At 62.7% G+C, this 15,656-nt stretch carries 16 protein-coding genes; 6 read left to right on the plus strand and 10 right to left on the minus strand.

All coding sequences use genetic code 11. The annotated features are described in order from the left end of the window. Positions 1–62: 62 nt before the first annotated feature. A complete protein-coding gene (locus H2509_RS09185) occupies positions 63–242 on the minus strand; it encodes a YdcH family protein (protein WP_182164546.1) in 180 nt (59 codons plus the stop codon). A gap of 426 nt (positions 243–668) precedes the next feature. On the opposite strand from H2509_RS09185, the gene H2509_RS09190 reads away from it, so the two are divergent. From H2509_RS09190 to H2509_RS09200, 3 genes are all read left to right on the plus strand, one after another. Then, positions 669–878 (plus strand): YdcH family protein, encoded by a 210-nt coding sequence (locus H2509_RS09190; protein ID WP_182164548.1) that lies wholly within the window; start codon positions 669–671, stop codon positions 876–878. Positions 879–1,006: 128 nt separating this feature from the next. Next, complete coding sequence (gene purE / locus H2509_RS09195; protein WP_182164550.1) at positions 1,007–1,504, plus strand: 5-(carboxyamino)imidazole ribonucleotide mutase; 498 nt, start codon at positions 1,007–1,009, stop codon at positions 1,502–1,504. Positions 1,505–1,509: 5 nt separating this feature from the next. After that, positions 1,510–2,601: a 5-(carboxyamino)imidazole ribonucleotide synthase gene (locus H2509_RS09200; RefSeq protein ID WP_209001895.1), complete on the plus strand. Its 1,092-nt coding sequence runs from the start codon at positions 1,510–1,512 to the stop codon at positions 2,599–2,601. Positions 2,602–2,622: 21 nt separating this feature from the next. Here H2509_RS09200 and H2509_RS09205 read toward each other — a convergent pair whose 3' ends face one another. Next, entirely contained in the window at positions 2,623–4,014 is a 1,392-nt protein-coding gene (locus tag H2509_RS09205; RefSeq protein ID WP_182164554.1) for an MATE family efflux transporter, read from the minus strand. A 357-nt stretch (positions 4,015–4,371) separates the two neighbouring features. Between H2509_RS09205 and H2509_RS09210 the strand changes: the two genes are divergently transcribed. Continuing rightward, the gene (locus H2509_RS09210) at positions 4,372–5,088 is read left to right on the plus strand and encodes a hypothetical protein (protein ID WP_182164556.1); all 717 of its coding nucleotides are present in this window, start codon (positions 4,372–4,374) and stop codon (positions 5,086–5,088) included. Positions 5,089–5,209: 121 nt separating this feature from the next. Here the strand turns inward: H2509_RS09210 and H2509_RS09215 are convergent, their stop codons facing one another. Further along, positions 5,210–6,001: a class II glutamine amidotransferase gene (locus H2509_RS09215; protein WP_182164558.1), complete on the minus strand. Its 792-nt coding sequence runs from the start codon at positions 5,999–6,001 to the stop codon at positions 5,210–5,212. Between the two features lie 370 nt (positions 6,002–6,371). Here H2509_RS09215 and rpsU point away from each other — a divergent pair, with 370 nt between their 5' ends. Then, a complete protein-coding gene (gene rpsU, locus H2509_RS09220; protein ID WP_182164560.1) occupies positions 6,372–6,599 on the plus strand; it encodes a 30S ribosomal protein S21 in 228 nt (75 codons plus the stop codon). A 267-nt stretch (positions 6,600–6,866) separates the two neighbouring features. Next, positions 6,867–7,697, plus strand: a complete 831-nt coding sequence (locus H2509_RS09225) for a tetratricopeptide repeat protein (protein ID WP_182164562.1) — start codon at positions 6,867–6,869, stop codon at positions 7,695–7,697. A 78-nt stretch (positions 7,698–7,775) separates the two neighbouring features. Here the strand turns inward: H2509_RS09225 and H2509_RS09230 are convergent, their stop codons facing one another. From H2509_RS09230 to H2509_RS09260, 7 genes are all read right to left on the minus strand, one after another. After that, positions 7,776–9,170 carry an NAD(P)(+) transhydrogenase (Re/Si-specific) subunit beta gene (locus H2509_RS09230; protein WP_182164564.1) on the minus strand — a complete coding sequence of 465 codons (1,395 nt, stop codon included), beginning with the start codon at positions 9,168–9,170 and terminating at the stop codon, positions 7,776–7,778. A 13-nt stretch (positions 9,171–9,183) separates the two neighbouring features. Next, positions 9,184–9,663 (minus strand): NAD(P) transhydrogenase subunit alpha, encoded by a 480-nt coding sequence (locus tag H2509_RS09235; RefSeq protein ID WP_182164566.1) that lies wholly within the window; start codon positions 9,661–9,663, stop codon positions 9,184–9,186. A gap of 9 nt (positions 9,664–9,672) precedes the next feature. Then, positions 9,673–10,812: a Re/Si-specific NAD(P)(+) transhydrogenase subunit alpha gene (locus H2509_RS09240; protein WP_182164568.1), complete on the minus strand. Its 1,140-nt coding sequence runs from the start codon at positions 10,810–10,812 to the stop codon at positions 9,673–9,675. Between the two features lie 54 nt (positions 10,813–10,866). Next, positions 10,867–11,151 (minus strand): aa3-type cytochrome c oxidase subunit IV, encoded by a 285-nt coding sequence (locus H2509_RS09245; protein WP_182164570.1) that lies wholly within the window; start codon positions 11,149–11,151, stop codon positions 10,867–10,869. A gap of 170 nt (positions 11,152–11,321) precedes the next feature. Beyond that, positions 11,322–12,707, minus strand: coding sequence for an ABC1 kinase family protein (locus H2509_RS09250; protein WP_182164572.1), 1,386 nt, complete (start codon positions 12,705–12,707; stop codon positions 11,322–11,324). Continuing rightward, complete coding sequence (locus H2509_RS09255) at positions 12,704–13,651, minus strand: heme-dependent oxidative N-demethylase family protein (RefSeq protein WP_182164574.1); 948 nt, start codon at positions 13,649–13,651, stop codon at positions 12,704–12,706. The genes H2509_RS09250 and H2509_RS09255 overlap by 4 nt, the downstream gene beginning before the upstream one ends. 12 nt (positions 13,652–13,663) lie before the next feature. Then, positions 13,664–15,499: a M3 family oligoendopeptidase gene (locus tag H2509_RS09260; RefSeq protein ID WP_182164576.1), complete on the minus strand. Its 1,836-nt coding sequence runs from the start codon at positions 15,497–15,499 to the stop codon at positions 13,664–13,666. Between the last annotated feature and the right edge of the window lie 157 nt (positions 15,500–15,656).

Here is a 15,656-nt window from a genome sequence, read left to right on the forward strand (position 1 = left end):
GCTTTCGCCGCGGCCCTTTTGACTTTCACCCGCGCCGAACGCGCGGCGCCGTGCCTTGAACGTCAGTGCAAGGTCTCCGACGATTTCAAGCGGGCAATCTCATCCTTGACCAACAACTTTTGTCGCTTCAGGTCAGAAAGCTCGAGCGAATCCACGCTGGGATGATGCATGAGTTCCCGAAGCTTGCGCTCCAGGTCCTGATGACGTCGCTCGAGTTCGCTCAGATGAGACTCAATAGACATGGATTGGACCTCCTTGTCGTTATCCGCCGTTAACGGGGAGAGTTTCGCACAGAACTCCCTTCGCTGTCGAATAAATGCTGGCTCCCATTTTGTCGCGGCGGGTCGTCCGTCAGCCCCCGGTGGTCACAAAATCGCGAGGTCTCCGCTCGCGGCGTGACTGCCGGCAGACGGACCGCGAATGACATGCAACGGACGCCTTCCGCAAAATAGCGGGGCGGCCGATTTGCCCTCGACGGTCGGCGAAACGTGCCAACCCCTACCGCTCTTCAATCCTGCAGAGTATGATGGCCGAAAATGTGGCCGGGCGAGCGGAAGGGGTATTTTTGCGCCTACTGCGGGAGCGTCCGCGCCATCGACATTTCGGCGGGCAAACTATCCAACAAGGGTGCCGCCGGAATGATCGGAGGTTTCCGGCGGGGTGGTTAGATGACGGGCGAAGAAGACGAGAAAGCTCTGAGAATAGAACTTGCAAAGCTTCGTCAGGAACACCGGGATCTTGATACCGCAATTGCGGCCATGACCGAAACGGGCCGCTGCGATGCCCTCCAGTTGCAGCGTTTGAAAAAGAAAAAGCTGTCTCTGAAGGACAGGATCGCGATCCTGGAAGACCGGCTTCTTCCCGATATCATCGCCTGACAAGTCGCCTGCGGACGCAAGGGCTGCGGCCCTTGTATCTTCCCTTGCGCAATGCAGCATCCTTCCTATAATCCGCCGCTCTTGCGGATGGCACTTCGCCTTGGACAGAGCAAGGGAGCGAGGCGGGAATGAGCGATCGGAAGCCGGCGGTGGCAATCATCATGGGCAGCCAGTCCGACTGGGCCACCATGCGGCACGCGGCCGAAACGCTGGACGCGCTCGGAATTACCCACGACGACAGGATCGTTTCCGCCCATCGCACGCCCGACCGCCTTTACGACTTCGCCAAATCCGCCAAGGCAAGTGGCTTCAAGGTCATTATCGCGGGAGCCGGGGGAGCCGCTCACCTGCCGGGCATGACGGCGGCGATGACGCCGCTCCCGGTTTTCGGCGTGCCGGTGGAATCCAGGACGCTCAAGGGCGAAGACAGCCTGCTTTCCATCGTCCAGATGCCGGCGGGCATCCCGGTCGGCACATTGGCAATCGGCCGGGCGGGTGCGGTGAATGCGGCCCTGCTCGCCGCTGCCGTGCTTGCGCTGCAGGATCCCGCGCTGAGCGAGCGGCTGGACGCCTGGCGCGCCCGTCAATCGGAATCCGTGGCCGAACGCCCGGTGGACGAAGCATGAGCTCCATGCCGGACTACGCGATGAAACCCGGCGACACCGTCGGCATTCTCGGGGGCGGACAGCTTGGCCGGATGCTTGCGCTTGCCGCCGCGCGCCTGGGCCTCAATGTCCACGTCTTTTGTCCCGATCCCGCCAGCCCTGCCTTCGACGTTGCCGCGAAGACGATCGTCGCCGCCTATGAGGACGAGGCCGCGCTCGCGGCATTCGCTCAAACCGCCGACGTGATCACCTACGAGTTCGAAAACGTGCCGGCGCGCACCGCGGAAGTGCTTGCCGCACTCAGGCCGGTCAGGCCCGGTCCCTATGCACTGAACGTTTCCCAGGATCGGCTGACGGAAAAGACCTTTCTCGCCGGGGCCGGAATTCCTGTCGCCCCCTTCAGGGCCGTCGACAGCACCGCCGACCTCGATGAAGCGCTTGCCGAATTCGGCGGCCGGGGCGTGCTGAAGACGCGGCGCTTCGGCTATGACGGCAAGGGTCAGCTGATGATCCGCTCGCGTGCCGATGCGGATGGCGCCTATGAGCGTCTCGGCAGCGTGCCGGCAATCCTGGAAGGCCTCATATCCTTCGAGCGCGAGGTTTCGGTAATCGTGGCGCGCGGCCTGGACGGCATGGCGCGCGCCTATGACGTCGCCGAAAACCGGCATGAACACCACATCCTGAAGACTTCGACCGTACCGGCGGCCATCGGCGGCAGGACGGCCGCCGAAGCGCGCCAGATCGCCGAGACCATTGCGGAAAAGCTCGGCTATGTCGGTGTCATGGGCGTGGAGATGTTCCTGCTGCGCGAAGCGGGCGCCGAAAGGCTCCTCGTCAACGAGATCGCGCCGAGGGTGCACAATTCCGGCCACTGGACGGAAGATGCCTGTCTTGTCTCCCAGTTCGAGCAGCATATCCGCGCCATTGCCGGTTGGCCCCTGGGATCTGCCGAACGGCACTTTGATGTCGAAATGGAGAACCTGATCGGCTTCGACGCGGACCGCTGGCACGAAATCCTCGCCGATCCGGGCGCAAGGCTGCACCTTTACGGCAAGGCGGAGACGCGCCCCGGCCGCAAGATGGGGCACGTCAACCGGGTGCGGCCCATCAAGCCTTGAATGGCTTCGCGCCGCTTCGGGTCAGACAAGGCCGAAGCGCCTGCGATTGCCGAAGCGATAGATCGAGGCGAGCGCGACGAAGGCAAGGCCGGAGGCCAGGCCCCACCAGATGCCGATGCCGCCCAGCCCTGCCACGAAGGCCAGTCCATAGGACAGGACCGCGCCGAACAGCCAGTAGCCGGCAATGGCGATGACCATCGGCACGCGCGTATCGGACAGGCCACGCAGCACGCTGCCGCCGACCACCTGAGCGCCGTCGAAGATCTGGAACAGCGCCGCGACCAGCAGAAACGTGCTGCCGATCGCCAGCACGTCTGCCGATTGCAGGTTTCGCTGATCCAGAAACAGGGACACGAGGGCCTCCGGCGCCGTCCACATCGCCAGCGCCGTCGAGCCCATGAAGGCAAGGGCGATGGCGAAGGACACCCAGCCGGCGCGGCCGACAGCGGCGTCGTCCTTTTGACCCGCCGCCAGGCCGACCCTGATCATGCCGGCCTGGCCGATACCGAGCGGCACCATGAAGGTGATCGAGGCGATCTGCAGCGCGATGCCGTGGGCTGCCAGTTGCACGGTGCCGATCCAGCCCATCATCATCGATGAGCCGGAGAAAAGCGCCACTTCCAGCACAAGCGTGACGCCGATCGGCCAGCCGAGCTTCAGGATCTGATGGAAGGCCGGCCAGTCCGCCCGCCACAAACGCCCGAATACGGCATATCGCCTCAGCTTCCGGTCCCGCATCACGTAGATGACGAGTATCAGCAGCGTGGAAAGCGACGTCGCCACCGACGCGATGCCGGCTCCGACCATCCCAAGCCTCGGCGCGCCGAAATGGCCGAAGATCAGCAGGTAGTCGAGCGCGGCATTGACCAGCGCCCCGGCGACCGTCGCCCACAGAACCACCTGCGCCTTTTCGAGCACCGTGACGAAGTTGCGGATCGCCATCTGCATGAGCGACGGGCCGAAGGAGAACATCATTACCCGCATATAGGAGGAGGCGAGGCTTGCCAGCTCCGGCTTCTGGCCGAGCGCCAGAAGGATCGCCTCCGTGTGCCACAACGCGACCATGACAGGCAGCGTGTAGGCGGCGACCACCCAGAAGCCCATGCGCACGGCACGGCGAAGCTCCCGCGGCTGGCGCTCGCCGCGGGCCTTGGCCGCCAGCGGGATGACGGCCTGGATGATGCCCATTCCGAAAAGCCAGAACAGGATATAGAGATTGAAGGCAAGCACCATCGCCGCAAGTTCGACGGCTCCCAGCCAGCCGACCATCACCACGTCCGTGGTATTGATCGCCATCTGGGCCAGCTGCGCGCCCGCGATCGGCAGGCCGAGGGCAAGGGTCGGCCGGATATCGCTTCGCCACAGGGCGAAAACGCCGCCGCGAACGGCAGGTGCGGCGACCGACCGATCCATCTGAAACACCCCGTAGCCGTCTGATTCCCTGCGCGCCCGAAATGGAGCGCGAGGAGCGACGATTACCCATCGCCCGCGCCATGGTCCAGACAAACCTTGTGATGGAACCCATCAACTCTACCGGAGCCCGGGAGGACGAATAGGCCGATTGCCGCGCGACGATTGTCGGAATCGACGCACCAGCGGCATTTCCAAATATACAATTTTATTATAATGGTTTTTATTTGGAAATATCCTCGATTAAAGAAATTATTAATTATTTTAACATCACTCTTGAGTGAGATTACTGCGTAGATACTCTGCATAATCACAACTATATTGTGGCTATACGGAGATCTTGTGACCGGGAGTTGTAAAGTGGAGTTCCCGAAGGTTTTCTATCACGGCACGACCGGCGACATTGCGCTGGCCGCATTGCGAGATGGCATCAAGCCGGGCGTCGATCTGGCGTCGGCGTCATCGAAACAGGCAGGGAGCCCAAGCAGCCACGTCTACCTGACGGACGCCTGTGCGGTGCATTTTGCGGCCGCAGCCGCCACGCGAAGCGGGGCCCAATATGCAGCGATACTGGAAATAGACGGCGACCATCTCGACCCGGCACGCTATCGGGCCGACGAGTATGCCTATGAGCAGATCAGGCGCGGAAGCGACGGTATAGCCGGTTCGCCCCTGGAGAGGGCCGCGCACTATCGCGGCACGCTGGACAACGACCTGAGACAAGCGGTGGAGACGCTCGATGCCATGGGATCGTTCGCCTATGAAGGCACGATCCCGGCCCACGCGATCATGCGCGTGGCGCTACTGCAAATGGCCCCACCCATCGAGCCGGTGAAATGGTCGATCAATTCATCGGTCTCGGTACAGAACTACCATTTCGTCTGGATGGAACATTCGGCGATTACCCATTGGGTGATGAACGACCGCTGGCCGAATTTCCGCGCGATGAGCGAAATCTACCGCTTCTGGCTGAGCCAGTTGACCGAGTACCGGGACCGGGTCGGCATAAAGGTCAGCGCCAATCCCCGCTATGTGCCCGCCGACGCACAGAGGCTGGCTGTCGGGGAAAGCCTGTGAGACAACTTCCGGAGCGCTTGTCCTGAAGGCGGGATCGCTACCGTGATAAGGAATAGCTCCAGGAGCAATGCTTCAGGCATGCACTTGTGGTCAGATGCGGTTCAGATCTGGCGGGGTATTTTCATGCCGCGCGGGACGCGCCGATTGACCCGAGCGATTTGAAGACCGGATCGCCGTCGCCGCCGAATACAAGGGCGTGACCGGCGGGAACGGCCCTCCACCCCTCCCTCGTCTGGTCAAGCGGCTCGGAAACGACCGACAATCCTTTTTCGCAGCGCCGCCAGTACAGCGACGGAGCATTGCCGTCGCTTGCCATGCGTATGGCAAGCAGGCGATCGCCATCGGCAAGCGCCGCGGTGAACCGCAGCGGCTCCTCTATGCCGGCTTCCCGCATGAGCGCGAAAATACTGTCCAGAACGCCGGCTACCGCAGCAAGGGGATCCTCCTCGGGGTTGCGGCTCATGACAGACAGGAAGATCGCCTCGCTGTCGGTCGTACCGCTGCGGGAAGGGTAGACGCGATCGTCGATCAGCGCCTCGACCTTCCTGCGGATGCGTTCATAGCCGCCGATCTGGCCATTATGCATGAACAGCCAGTTGCGATAGCGGAACGGATGGCAATTGGCGCGGCTCGTCGCCGTACCGGTTGAAGCGCGCACGTGAGCAAAGAACTGGCGCGAGCGAATCTGCTCCGTGAGCGACAGGAGGTTCTCATCGCTCCAGGCCGGATGAACGTCCCGATAAAGGCCCGGTTCCGGGCATTCGCCGTACCAGCCAAGGCCGAAGCCATCGCCGTTCATGTCGACCTTCGCTTCCGCGCAGCGCCGGCTTTGTGCGATGAGGGAGTGGCCGGGCCGGGAAACGAGGTCGGCCAGGAAAATCGGCGCCCCCTGATAGGCAAGCCAGCGGCACATCCAAAGCACTCCAATTCGCGCGCCAACCGAATCGCACGCTGCGTTATCTTCTTTTGGCACGCAAAGATTTCAAACTTCTTCATGCCGGTTTCGCCCCGAAAGTCTATTTTGCAGGACCGTGACGTTTTGGTGGCGGAAGTGGACTCCAGACAGTGGACAACCGCATGGCAGTCTGGTAGGAAACCAACCTCATCGAGCGACGTGAAAGCGGCGGTCAGCTCGTTGTCGCCATGTGCAGGCTCCGCGGCTTCGCGAATCTTGCGTTTAGCGGCAGGCAGGGTTTCCCTGATATCCGCTTCCGAGCAAAAGCATTTTGGTGGATTCAGCGCGTGAGGCAGCCGCCCGGCGCGACGAAGATGGGAAAAGACGCGTGCAGGTTCTGGTTCGCGACAACAACGTCGATCAGGCGCTGAAGGCGCTGAAGAAAAAGATGCAGCGCGAGGGCATCTTCCGTGAGATGAAGCTTCGCGGCCATTACGAGAAGCCCTCCGAGAAGAAGGCGCGCGAAAAGGCTGAGGCCATCCGCCGCGCCCGCAAGCTTGCCCGCAAGCGCGCCCAGCGCGAAGGTCTTCTGACCGGCAAGGGTCTGGCTCGCTGATACGGGCGACAAGCCTGACGGCCCTACTCGGGCAGATTAGAAATTTGTGGCGGACCAACCGGAACTCCGGCTGGTCCGTTTGCTTTTATCCGATCGCTTGACGCCGCCGGACGTAAATTGGCGCGAAGCCGGTCTGCCGCCACAGAATAAACGTCTTGCGTGGCGAGAAAGGCCGACTTCAATCGGGAGTGAAATTGGCGGCCGCAGCCTGTAGTTTTGATGGGCTGCGCGGAGCAACTTGGACACCACGGGCGGGGAGCTGCAGGAATGAGCGTTACGCAAGCAAGGAAACTCCTTGGAAGAGCCGGCTTATCCGCGGTTTCCCTGGCGCTTCTGCTTGCCGCCTGCCAGAGCTCCAGCATTTACGGAAACGTCGACAACTCGCCGGCTTCCGCCGCGAATATCGAGTCGCTTTCCGCGGTGATCGAGGCCAATCCCTCCGACGCGGCGGCCTACAACACCCGGGGCATCGCCTATGGCCGCGCAGGCCGGTTTGACGAGGCGATTGCCGATTTCGACACCGCACTGCGTATCGATGCCTATTCCTATCAGGCTTATGCGAATCGCGCGCTTGTTCGCCGGCGGAAAGGTGATCTCAGCGGCGCGATTACCGATTACGACACGGCTCTGCGCATCAAGCCCGACTATACGGTGGCCCTGGTCGGGCGCGGCAACACCTACAGCCAGCAAGGGCAATCCACTCTCGCCCTCGCCGATTTCGACGCCGCGATCCGCATCGATTCCAGTGACGCCCGCGCCTATCACGCCCGGGGCCTGATCTATCAGGGCCAGGGCCGGCATGATCTTGCGATAGAAGACTTTGCCCAGGCGATCGGCCTTGATCCCAATGCGGCCGAGCCCTACATCGCGCGCGGCATTTCCTATCTGGCGATCAACGATCCGAAGGCAGCGCTTTCCGATCTCTCGGACGCCGTGAACCGGGACAGCCGTTCGGCCATTGCCTGGGCCAATCTCGGCGCCGCCTACGAGGCGCTCGGGCGAACGAACGATGCACGCCGTGCCTATAATCGTGCCCTCGGCCTCGATTCCGGCAACAAGCTCGCGCGCGAAGGCGTGGGGCGGCTCGATCGCGGTTGACGGGTTTCTTACGAAAGCCGAAAGACAAAAGGCGCGCCCTCGGGCGCGCCTTTTTCATTTGAACACAATCGCGACCGGCTACATCGCCTTGACGATTTCTTCCGTCATCTTCTTGGCATCGCCGAACAGCATCATCGTCTTGTCGAGGAAGAACAGTTCGTTCTCGATGCCGGCATAGCCCGATCCCATGCCGCGCTTGACGAACAGCACGGTGCCGGCCTTGTCCACGTCGAGGATAGGCATGCCGTAGATCGGCGATTGCGGATCGTCGCGGGCGGCCGGATTGGTGACGTCGTTGGCGCCAATCACATAGGCGACATCGGCGGTCGCGAATTCGGAGTTGATGTCCTCCAGTTCGAACACTTCGTCATAGGGAACGTTGGCTTCCGCCAGCAGCACGTTCATATGACCCGGCATGCGGCCCGCGACCGGGTGAATGGCGTATTTCACCTCGACGCCTTCGGCCTTCAGCTGGTCGGCCATTTCGCGAAGCGCATGCTGCGCCTGGGCCACCGCCATGCCGTAGCCCGGCACGATGATGACCTTGGACGAATTCTTCATGATGAAGGCCGCATCTTCCGCGGAGCCCTGCTTCACAGGACGCGCCTCGCCGCCGCCGGCCGCGGCGGACGCCGTCTCGCCGCCGAAGCCGCCCAGGATCACCGACAGGAACGAGCGGTTCATGCCCTTGCACATGATGTAGGAGAGGATCGCACCGGACGAGCCGACCAGCGCGCCGGTGATGATCAACGCCGTGTTGCCGAGGGTGAAGCCGATACCGGCGGCCGCCCAACCCGAATAGGAGTTGAGCATCGAGATGACCACCGGCATGTCGGCGCCGCCGATCGGGACGATGATCAGTCCGCCGAACGCCAGCGACAGGAGCACGATCAGCCAGAACACGAAATGGCTTTCCGTCTGGGTGAGCACCACGATCAGCGCGACGATGCCGGCAGCAAGCGCGATATTGATGACGTGGCGGCCCGGCAGCAGGATCGGCTTGCCGGACATACGCCCGTCGAGCTTCGCAAAGGCGATGACCGAGCCGGTGAAGGTGATCGCGCCGATCGCCACGCCGAGGGACATCTCGACAAGCGCCTGTGCGTGGATATGGCCCGGTTCGCCGATACCGAAGGCCGTCGGCGCATAGAGTGCCGCCGCCGCAACCAGCACGGCGGCCAGGCCGACGAGCGAATGGAAGGCCGCAACAAGCTGCGGCATGGCGGTCATCGGGATCCGGCGGGCAATCAGCGCACCGATCGCGCCGCCGATTCCGAGCCCGGCCGCGATCAGCACGATCGAGCCGGCCGAAATCCCGGTTGCCGCGAGCGTCGTCAGAATGGCGATGGTCATGCCGACCATGCCGAACGTATTGCCCTTGCGCGAGGATTCCGGGCTCGACAGCCCGCGCAGCGCAAGAATGAAAAGCACGCCTGAAACCAGATAGAGCGTGGCGGTGATATTAGCTGACATCCGTCACGCCCCCTTAGCGCTGCTTCTTCTTGTACATGGCGAGCATTCGCTGCGTCACGAGGAAGCCGCCGAATATGTTCACGCTTGCCAGCACGAGGGCGATGAACCCGAATGCTCTCGCGAGCACCGTTCCCTCACCAGCCGCGAGGTCGACACCGACCGCGAGAAGTGCGCCGACGACGATCACCGAGGAAATGGCGTTGGTGACGGACATCAAAGGCGTGTGGAGCGCCGGAGTTACCGACCACACCACGTAGTAGCCGACGAAGATCGCCAGCACGAAAATCGACAGGCGGAAAACGAACGGGTCGATCGCTCCGCCGGTCGCGGCCGATGCGACATCGGCAAGCGTGTCTCCCAGGCCGCCGGCGATCTGGTCCGCGTAGGATTGCGCGGCATCCGCGGCCGCTTGCGCGTGATCTGCCGCTTCGCGGGCGCTCTGTGCGGCTGCCTGCGCCCGTTCCAGGGCTTCGCTCTGAGAAAGTTCGGCCATGGTCGCCCCCTATTGCTTCTCTGCCGCGAAGGCCGGATGGACGACCGCGCCGTCCCTGGTCAGAACCGTTGCCTTGACGAGGTCGTCATCCCAGTTCACCGCCAGCTTCTTCTCCGCCTTGTCGACCAAAGTCTCGGCAAAGGCGTAGAGGTTCTTGGCGTAGAGCGACGACGCGGAGGCCGCGAGCCGCCCCGGCATGTTGAGATAGCCGATGATCTTGACGTCGCCGACCTTCGCGATCTTGCCGGGCTTCGCCCCTTCCACGTTGCCGCCGCGCTCGACGGCCAGATCGACGAGAACCGATCCCGGCTTCATCGTCGCCAGCATTTCGGAAGTCACGAGCTTCGGCGCGGGCCGGCCCGGGATGAGCGCTGTGGTGATGACCACGTCCTGCTTGGCGATGTGGGAAGCGACCAGTTCGCGCTGCTTCTTCTGGTATTCCTCCGACATCGGCTTGGCGTAACCGCCGGCCGTCTCCGCCTGGCGGAATTCCTCGTCCTCCACCGCGATGAACTTGGCGCCGAGCGATTCCACCTGCTCCTTGGCGGCCGGGCGCACGTCCGTGGCGGTCACCTGCGCGCCGAGGCGGCGGGCGGTCGCAATCGCCTGCAGTCCGGCGACGCCGGCGCCCATCACGAACACACGGGCGGCGGGAACCGTGCCCGCGGCCGTCATCATCATCGGGAAGGCGCGATCATATTCCTCCGCCGCCTCGATCACGGCCTGATAGCCGGCGAGGTTCGCCTGGGAGGACAGGACGTCCATGACCTGTGCGCGGGTGATGCGGGGCATGAACTCCATGGCGATCGCCGTGACACCGGCATCGCCCATGGCCTTCACCTCTGCTTCCGCGCCATAGGGGTCCATGGTGGCGATCACCAGGGCCCCCTTCCTGATATGCGCCAGCTCGGCTGCCGAGGGGCGGCGGACCTTCAGCACGACATCGGCATCGGCGAGCGCCTGCTCGGCGCTCGCGGCGATCGTCGCGCCAGCTTCGGTAAAGTCGGCATCCAGGATCCGGGAGGCCGTCCCGGCACCTTTCTCGACCGCCACCTCGAAGCCCAGTGCGATGAATTTCTTCACCGTTTCGGGCGTCGCGGCGACACGCGTCTCATTCGCCTCGCTTTCGCGAGGCACACCGATCTTCATCCAATGCCTCCCCATGTCCGGATGATACCTTCCGCAGACGACAGAAGGGTTGCGTCAGCCTGCCGTCACGATAGCGGCCAGAACGCTCAAGCCAAAGACCGCCGCTGACGGAACCCATCCCTTGGGTCCGAGTGCGATGCCGACGGCGGCGGCAATCAAAAGCGCAACCATCAGGATCCAGCCGAAAATCGTGCCGGCCGTACCGCCGAAACTGAACAGGATCAGGCAGAGAAGCACGTTCAACAGCGCTACGACGCTGATCTTGCCGATGTTGATGAAGCCTTCGTAGGTCGCCTTGTGGGCGTTGAAGTCGGATGGCTGCACGGTGACCTCTGCCATTTTTCCCTCTAATTCAATAGTCGAATATCGAAGGTCTTTATAACAGACCCCCGGCCGCGGGCAACGCTATCCCCATGGCGAAGTTACGCGCGGCTTCGGCCTTCATACGCTGCGTGGCATCCGCCCGCAATATGGTCGCGGGGACGCGAGGCGACAACCGGATTTGCCGGCTAGGCCTTGACCTTCGCCTTGCCGCCCCTCGATGCAGCCGCGAGAGCGTCCCGCTGGCGCGTTTCGACGGTCTCGATTTCGAAATCCTCGATCTGTTCGTTGAACAACCGATAAAAATTCAGTTCCGCCCGCAAATGAAGGAACACGCCGCCCAGCCCGATCGCCGCGCGGTCCATGAAGACGAATTCGCGCGGAACGGTCACCGGCCCCATCTCCTTGAGAGCCTGATGGACGCGAAACGCCTCCTTGCGCCCGTATTGTGCCGGGCTGACGCCTTCGGCGATCGCCCGGACCCTGTCCGTCAAAAGCGGCCCATAGATGAATCGCGCCCAGATATTGAGGATCTCGATCAGTTCGTTCGTGAGGCCCTTGAACCCCCACCTCTCGTAGGCGGAAACGATCTGCTCCCGATTGTCGTGCAGAAGCCCGCGATAAAGGTCCACCACGCCCGCAACGAATCCCGGCGGGAAGATGCGGATGCATCCGTAGTCGAGCAGGTTGATGCCTGCCGGGTGACCGTCCTGTTCGTAGACGGTGTAGTTGCCGAGATGGGGATCTCCGTGAATGACGCCGTAGTGGCTGAAGGGATGCCACCAGGCACGAAACATCACTTGCGCGATCCTGTTCCGGTCTTCAAGCGAATGCTCCCGAAAAGCGAGCAGTGGTTTGCCATCCAGCCACCCCATGGTCAACAGGCGCCTGGTGGAAAGCTCCGGGTAGACATCCGGCACCCGTATGCGGGCTTCATCGGCGAAGATATGCGCATAGGTGGCGATGTTGCGCGCCTCGCGCACATAGTCGAGTTCCTCGCGGACGCGCTCGCCGATTTCCTTGGCGATCTCCGTCGTATCTATCGCGGGGCGCATCCGCCGGTGGATGGAAAACAGCAGCGCCAGCTGCTTCAGGTCCGCCTCGACGGTCGATTCCATATCGGGATATTGCAGCTTGCAGGCAAGCCGCGCTCCGTCGGGATGGACCGCGGCGTGAACCTGTCCCAGGGAGGCTGCCGCTGACGGCTCCTTGTCGAAATGAGCGAAACGCGCCTGCCAGCCGGCTCCAAGTTCCGCCGTCATCCGCCGCTTCACGAAGGGCCACCCCATTGGCGGGGCCGCCGACTGAAGCTTGGCGAGCTCGGTCGCATATTCTGGCGGCACTGCGTCGGGGATCGTGGAAAGCAACTGCGCCACTTTCATGAGCGGCCCCTTGAGGCCGCCAAGGGCCGCGGCAAGCTCCGCCGCCTGGCGTTCATTGTCGACTTCAAGGCCGAACAGCCGTTTGCCGGCGAGCTTTGCAGCGAGCCCGCCCATATTGCTGCCGACCCTGGCATAACGACCGACGCGCGCCGTCAGCCGATTTTTCTCGCGATCCCTGGAGGATGTGCTCATTTCGCGGCAGCAAGCTCCTGCTTGGAGGATTTGCCGCAACTTTCCGCAAGGCGAAGCAAATCCTCGGCAATCCTTGCCCGGGCGTGGCAAAGCGCCTTGTAGGCCAATTGCTCGGGCGTGAGCTCCAGCAATTGCCGACGAAGGCCCAGGGCAAGGCGGGCGCCTTCGGGATGCGCGGCAAAGGCCGCCACCGGATCGTGATGGATCTTGATGGTGAAAAGAATGTTGCCGCTCCCGGGCAGGCGGCGCAGCGTTTGCCGCTCGACGCGGACATGGAGGCCTGGCAAGGAGGTGTCGGTCACCCTCAGGTCAATCTGCTTGGGCATCGGGTGATGCAGTTCGGGGTCCGAGTAGAGCGACCAGTTGAGCCGCCACACCGGCCGGTCGACCGCAAGATTGTCGAAAATCCGGGCAACCACCGGCCCCATCCGCCCGTCATTGAAACCCGGTACGCCTTCGTGGATCTCCGGCATCGACCTGCCGAATTTTTCTGCAAGGGACCAGGAGGACGGAAAGGCGAGAGCGGCGGCGACAAGCCGGTATCCGCCCTCCCCCTTCCGCATGATCACCAGATCTTCCTGAACGAGCTTTGCAGCCAGCAAGAGCGGTCTGCCGCCGAAATCGGCAAATTCGTAACGCCTGCCCGACGCAAGCAGGGTAACGGCCCCGCCACTTACCGAGTAGACATCGGGAAACCGGCGGGGCAAATGCTCCAGCAACAGGCCCAGCACTTCCCCTTGCGCGGGAACCGTGTCGGCTTCCGCCAAAAAGACAGGTGCGACAGCGTTCTCGAAAAGGCGCTCCTTTTCCGCAAGATGCGCCTCGAAATGGTGGTCGGGCTCGATCCAGTCCTTCAGATCGAGCGGCGCCAGCCCGATCGTGAACGGCTGCCTCGAGCCATCGTAGGGCGTATGCGCGAAAACCGTTTCGTCCCGTACCACCATGACGGTGCCTTCTCAGCTGTCCATTTCTTCCAGCTCGTCGATCAGCCGCTCGATAACCGCAAGGCCCTTCTGCCAGAAGGCGGGATCCGTCGCATCAAGTCCGAAGGGTGCCAGAAGCTCGGAGTGATGCTTCGTGCCGCCGGCCTTCAGGAGCTCGAAATACTTCTCCTGGAAACCGGCCTCAGCCTCCTCATAGACCGCATAGAGCGAATTCACGAGGCAATCGCCGAACGCGTAGGCATAGACGTAGAAAGGCGAGTGTATGAAATGCGGGATATAGGTCCAGAAGGTCTCATAGCCTTCCCTGAACGCGATCGCCGGCCCCAGGCTCTCGGCCTGCACCGACATCCATAGCTCGCAAAGTGAGTCCGCTGTCAGTTCGCCTTCCTTGCGCGCCTCGTGAACCTTGCGTTCGAAACTGTAGAAGGCGATCTGACGCACGACCGTGTTCAGCATGTCCTCGACCTTCGAGGCCAGCATGATCTTCCGCTTTTCCCTTGTCTCAGCCTTGTCGAGTAGGGCGCGGAAGGTCAGCATCTCACCGAAGACGCTCGCTGTTTCGGCGAGCGTCAAAGGCGTCGGCGCCATCAGCGCGCCGTTGGGCGCCGCCAGCACCTGATGCACGCCATGACCGAGTTCGTGCGCCAGCGTCATCACGTCACGCGTCTTGCCGAGATAGTTCAGCAGGACGTAGGGGTGCGCGCTCGGCACGGTGGGATGCGCGAAGGCACCCGGCGCCTTGCCCGGCCGCGACGGCGCATCGATCCAGCCCAGGTCGAAGAACCGAGCGGCGATATCGGCGAGTTCCTCCGAGAAGGCGCCATAGGCGTCGAGCACGGTGGCCCGCGCTTCCTCCCAGGGAATCGGACGCGTATCGGCACTCGGCAGCGGCGCGTTGCGATCCCAGTGGTTCAGCTTCTCCATGCCGAGCCATTTCGCCTTCATCGCATAGTAGCGATGGGAAAGCCGCGGATAGGCGTCGCGCACAGCCGATACCAGCGCATCGACGACCTCACGCTCCACCCGGTTCGCAAGATGGCGGCTGTCCGCGACATCCTCGAAGCCGCGCCACCGGTCGGAGATGTCTTTGTCCTTGGCCAGCGTGTTGGTGATCAGGGTGAAGATGCCAAGGTTTTCCTTGAAGGTCCTCGCAAGCGCCTCCGAAGCGGCGCGGCGTTTCTCGCCATCACTGCTCTGCAGCAGGTTCAGCGTCGGCTCTATCGAAAGTTCTTGTCCGTCGACTTCGAAACGCAGGCCGGCGATTGTCTCGTCGAAAAGCCGGTTCCAGGCGGCTCTGCCCGTCACATGCTTTTCGTGGAAGAGCCTCTCGATCTGATCGTCGAGCTGATAAGGCCGCTCCTTGCGTATATCGGCGAGCCAGGGCTTGTAGCGCGCGAGTGCCGGCGCTTCCGCCGCCCTGTCCAGTGTCTCGTCCGCGATCCGGTTCAGTTCGAGCGTGAAGAAAATCAGGTGGGTGCTGGCATCGGTCAGCCGATCCTGTATGTCACCATAGAATTTCTGCCTTTTCGGGTCGGTGGTGTTGCCCGCGTAGACAAGGCCCGCGAAGGATGCGAGCCGGCCCATCAGATCGTCGATCTTTTCGTAGGCCATGACCGCGTCCGCGAGTTCAGCTCCGGAGCGCTCGGCGATGGCGGCGAGATTTCCCTTGTAGCGTTCCTCGAAAGCGCGCGCGTCCGCTTCCACTTTCGCGAGATCGCGCCCGACTTCCGGCGCGTCCATGGCCGAATAGAGATCGGCAAGATTCCATTCCGGCAGATCACCCAGCGATTCGGCTGCTCCCGCCGTCTCGGCGGCACGGGCAATGGCATTCTCGGACAACGTCAACATCAAGACCCCGATTTTTCCGGTGCATAGTGCAAACAACTATCTTGGTCATGCCGGCAGGGAGCGCAAGGGCATGCAGCCCCCATCAATCCCTCGGCAAACGGATGTGACCCCGATCCATGGACGATTTGTTTACTCGGCGCCAGCTAGGCTGACCCGG

Origin of the sequence: Stappia albiluteola, assembly GCF_014050225.1 — a bacterium.
Taxonomy (GTDB): Bacteria; Pseudomonadota; Alphaproteobacteria; order Rhizobiales; family Stappiaceae; genus Hongsoonwoonella; species Hongsoonwoonella albiluteola.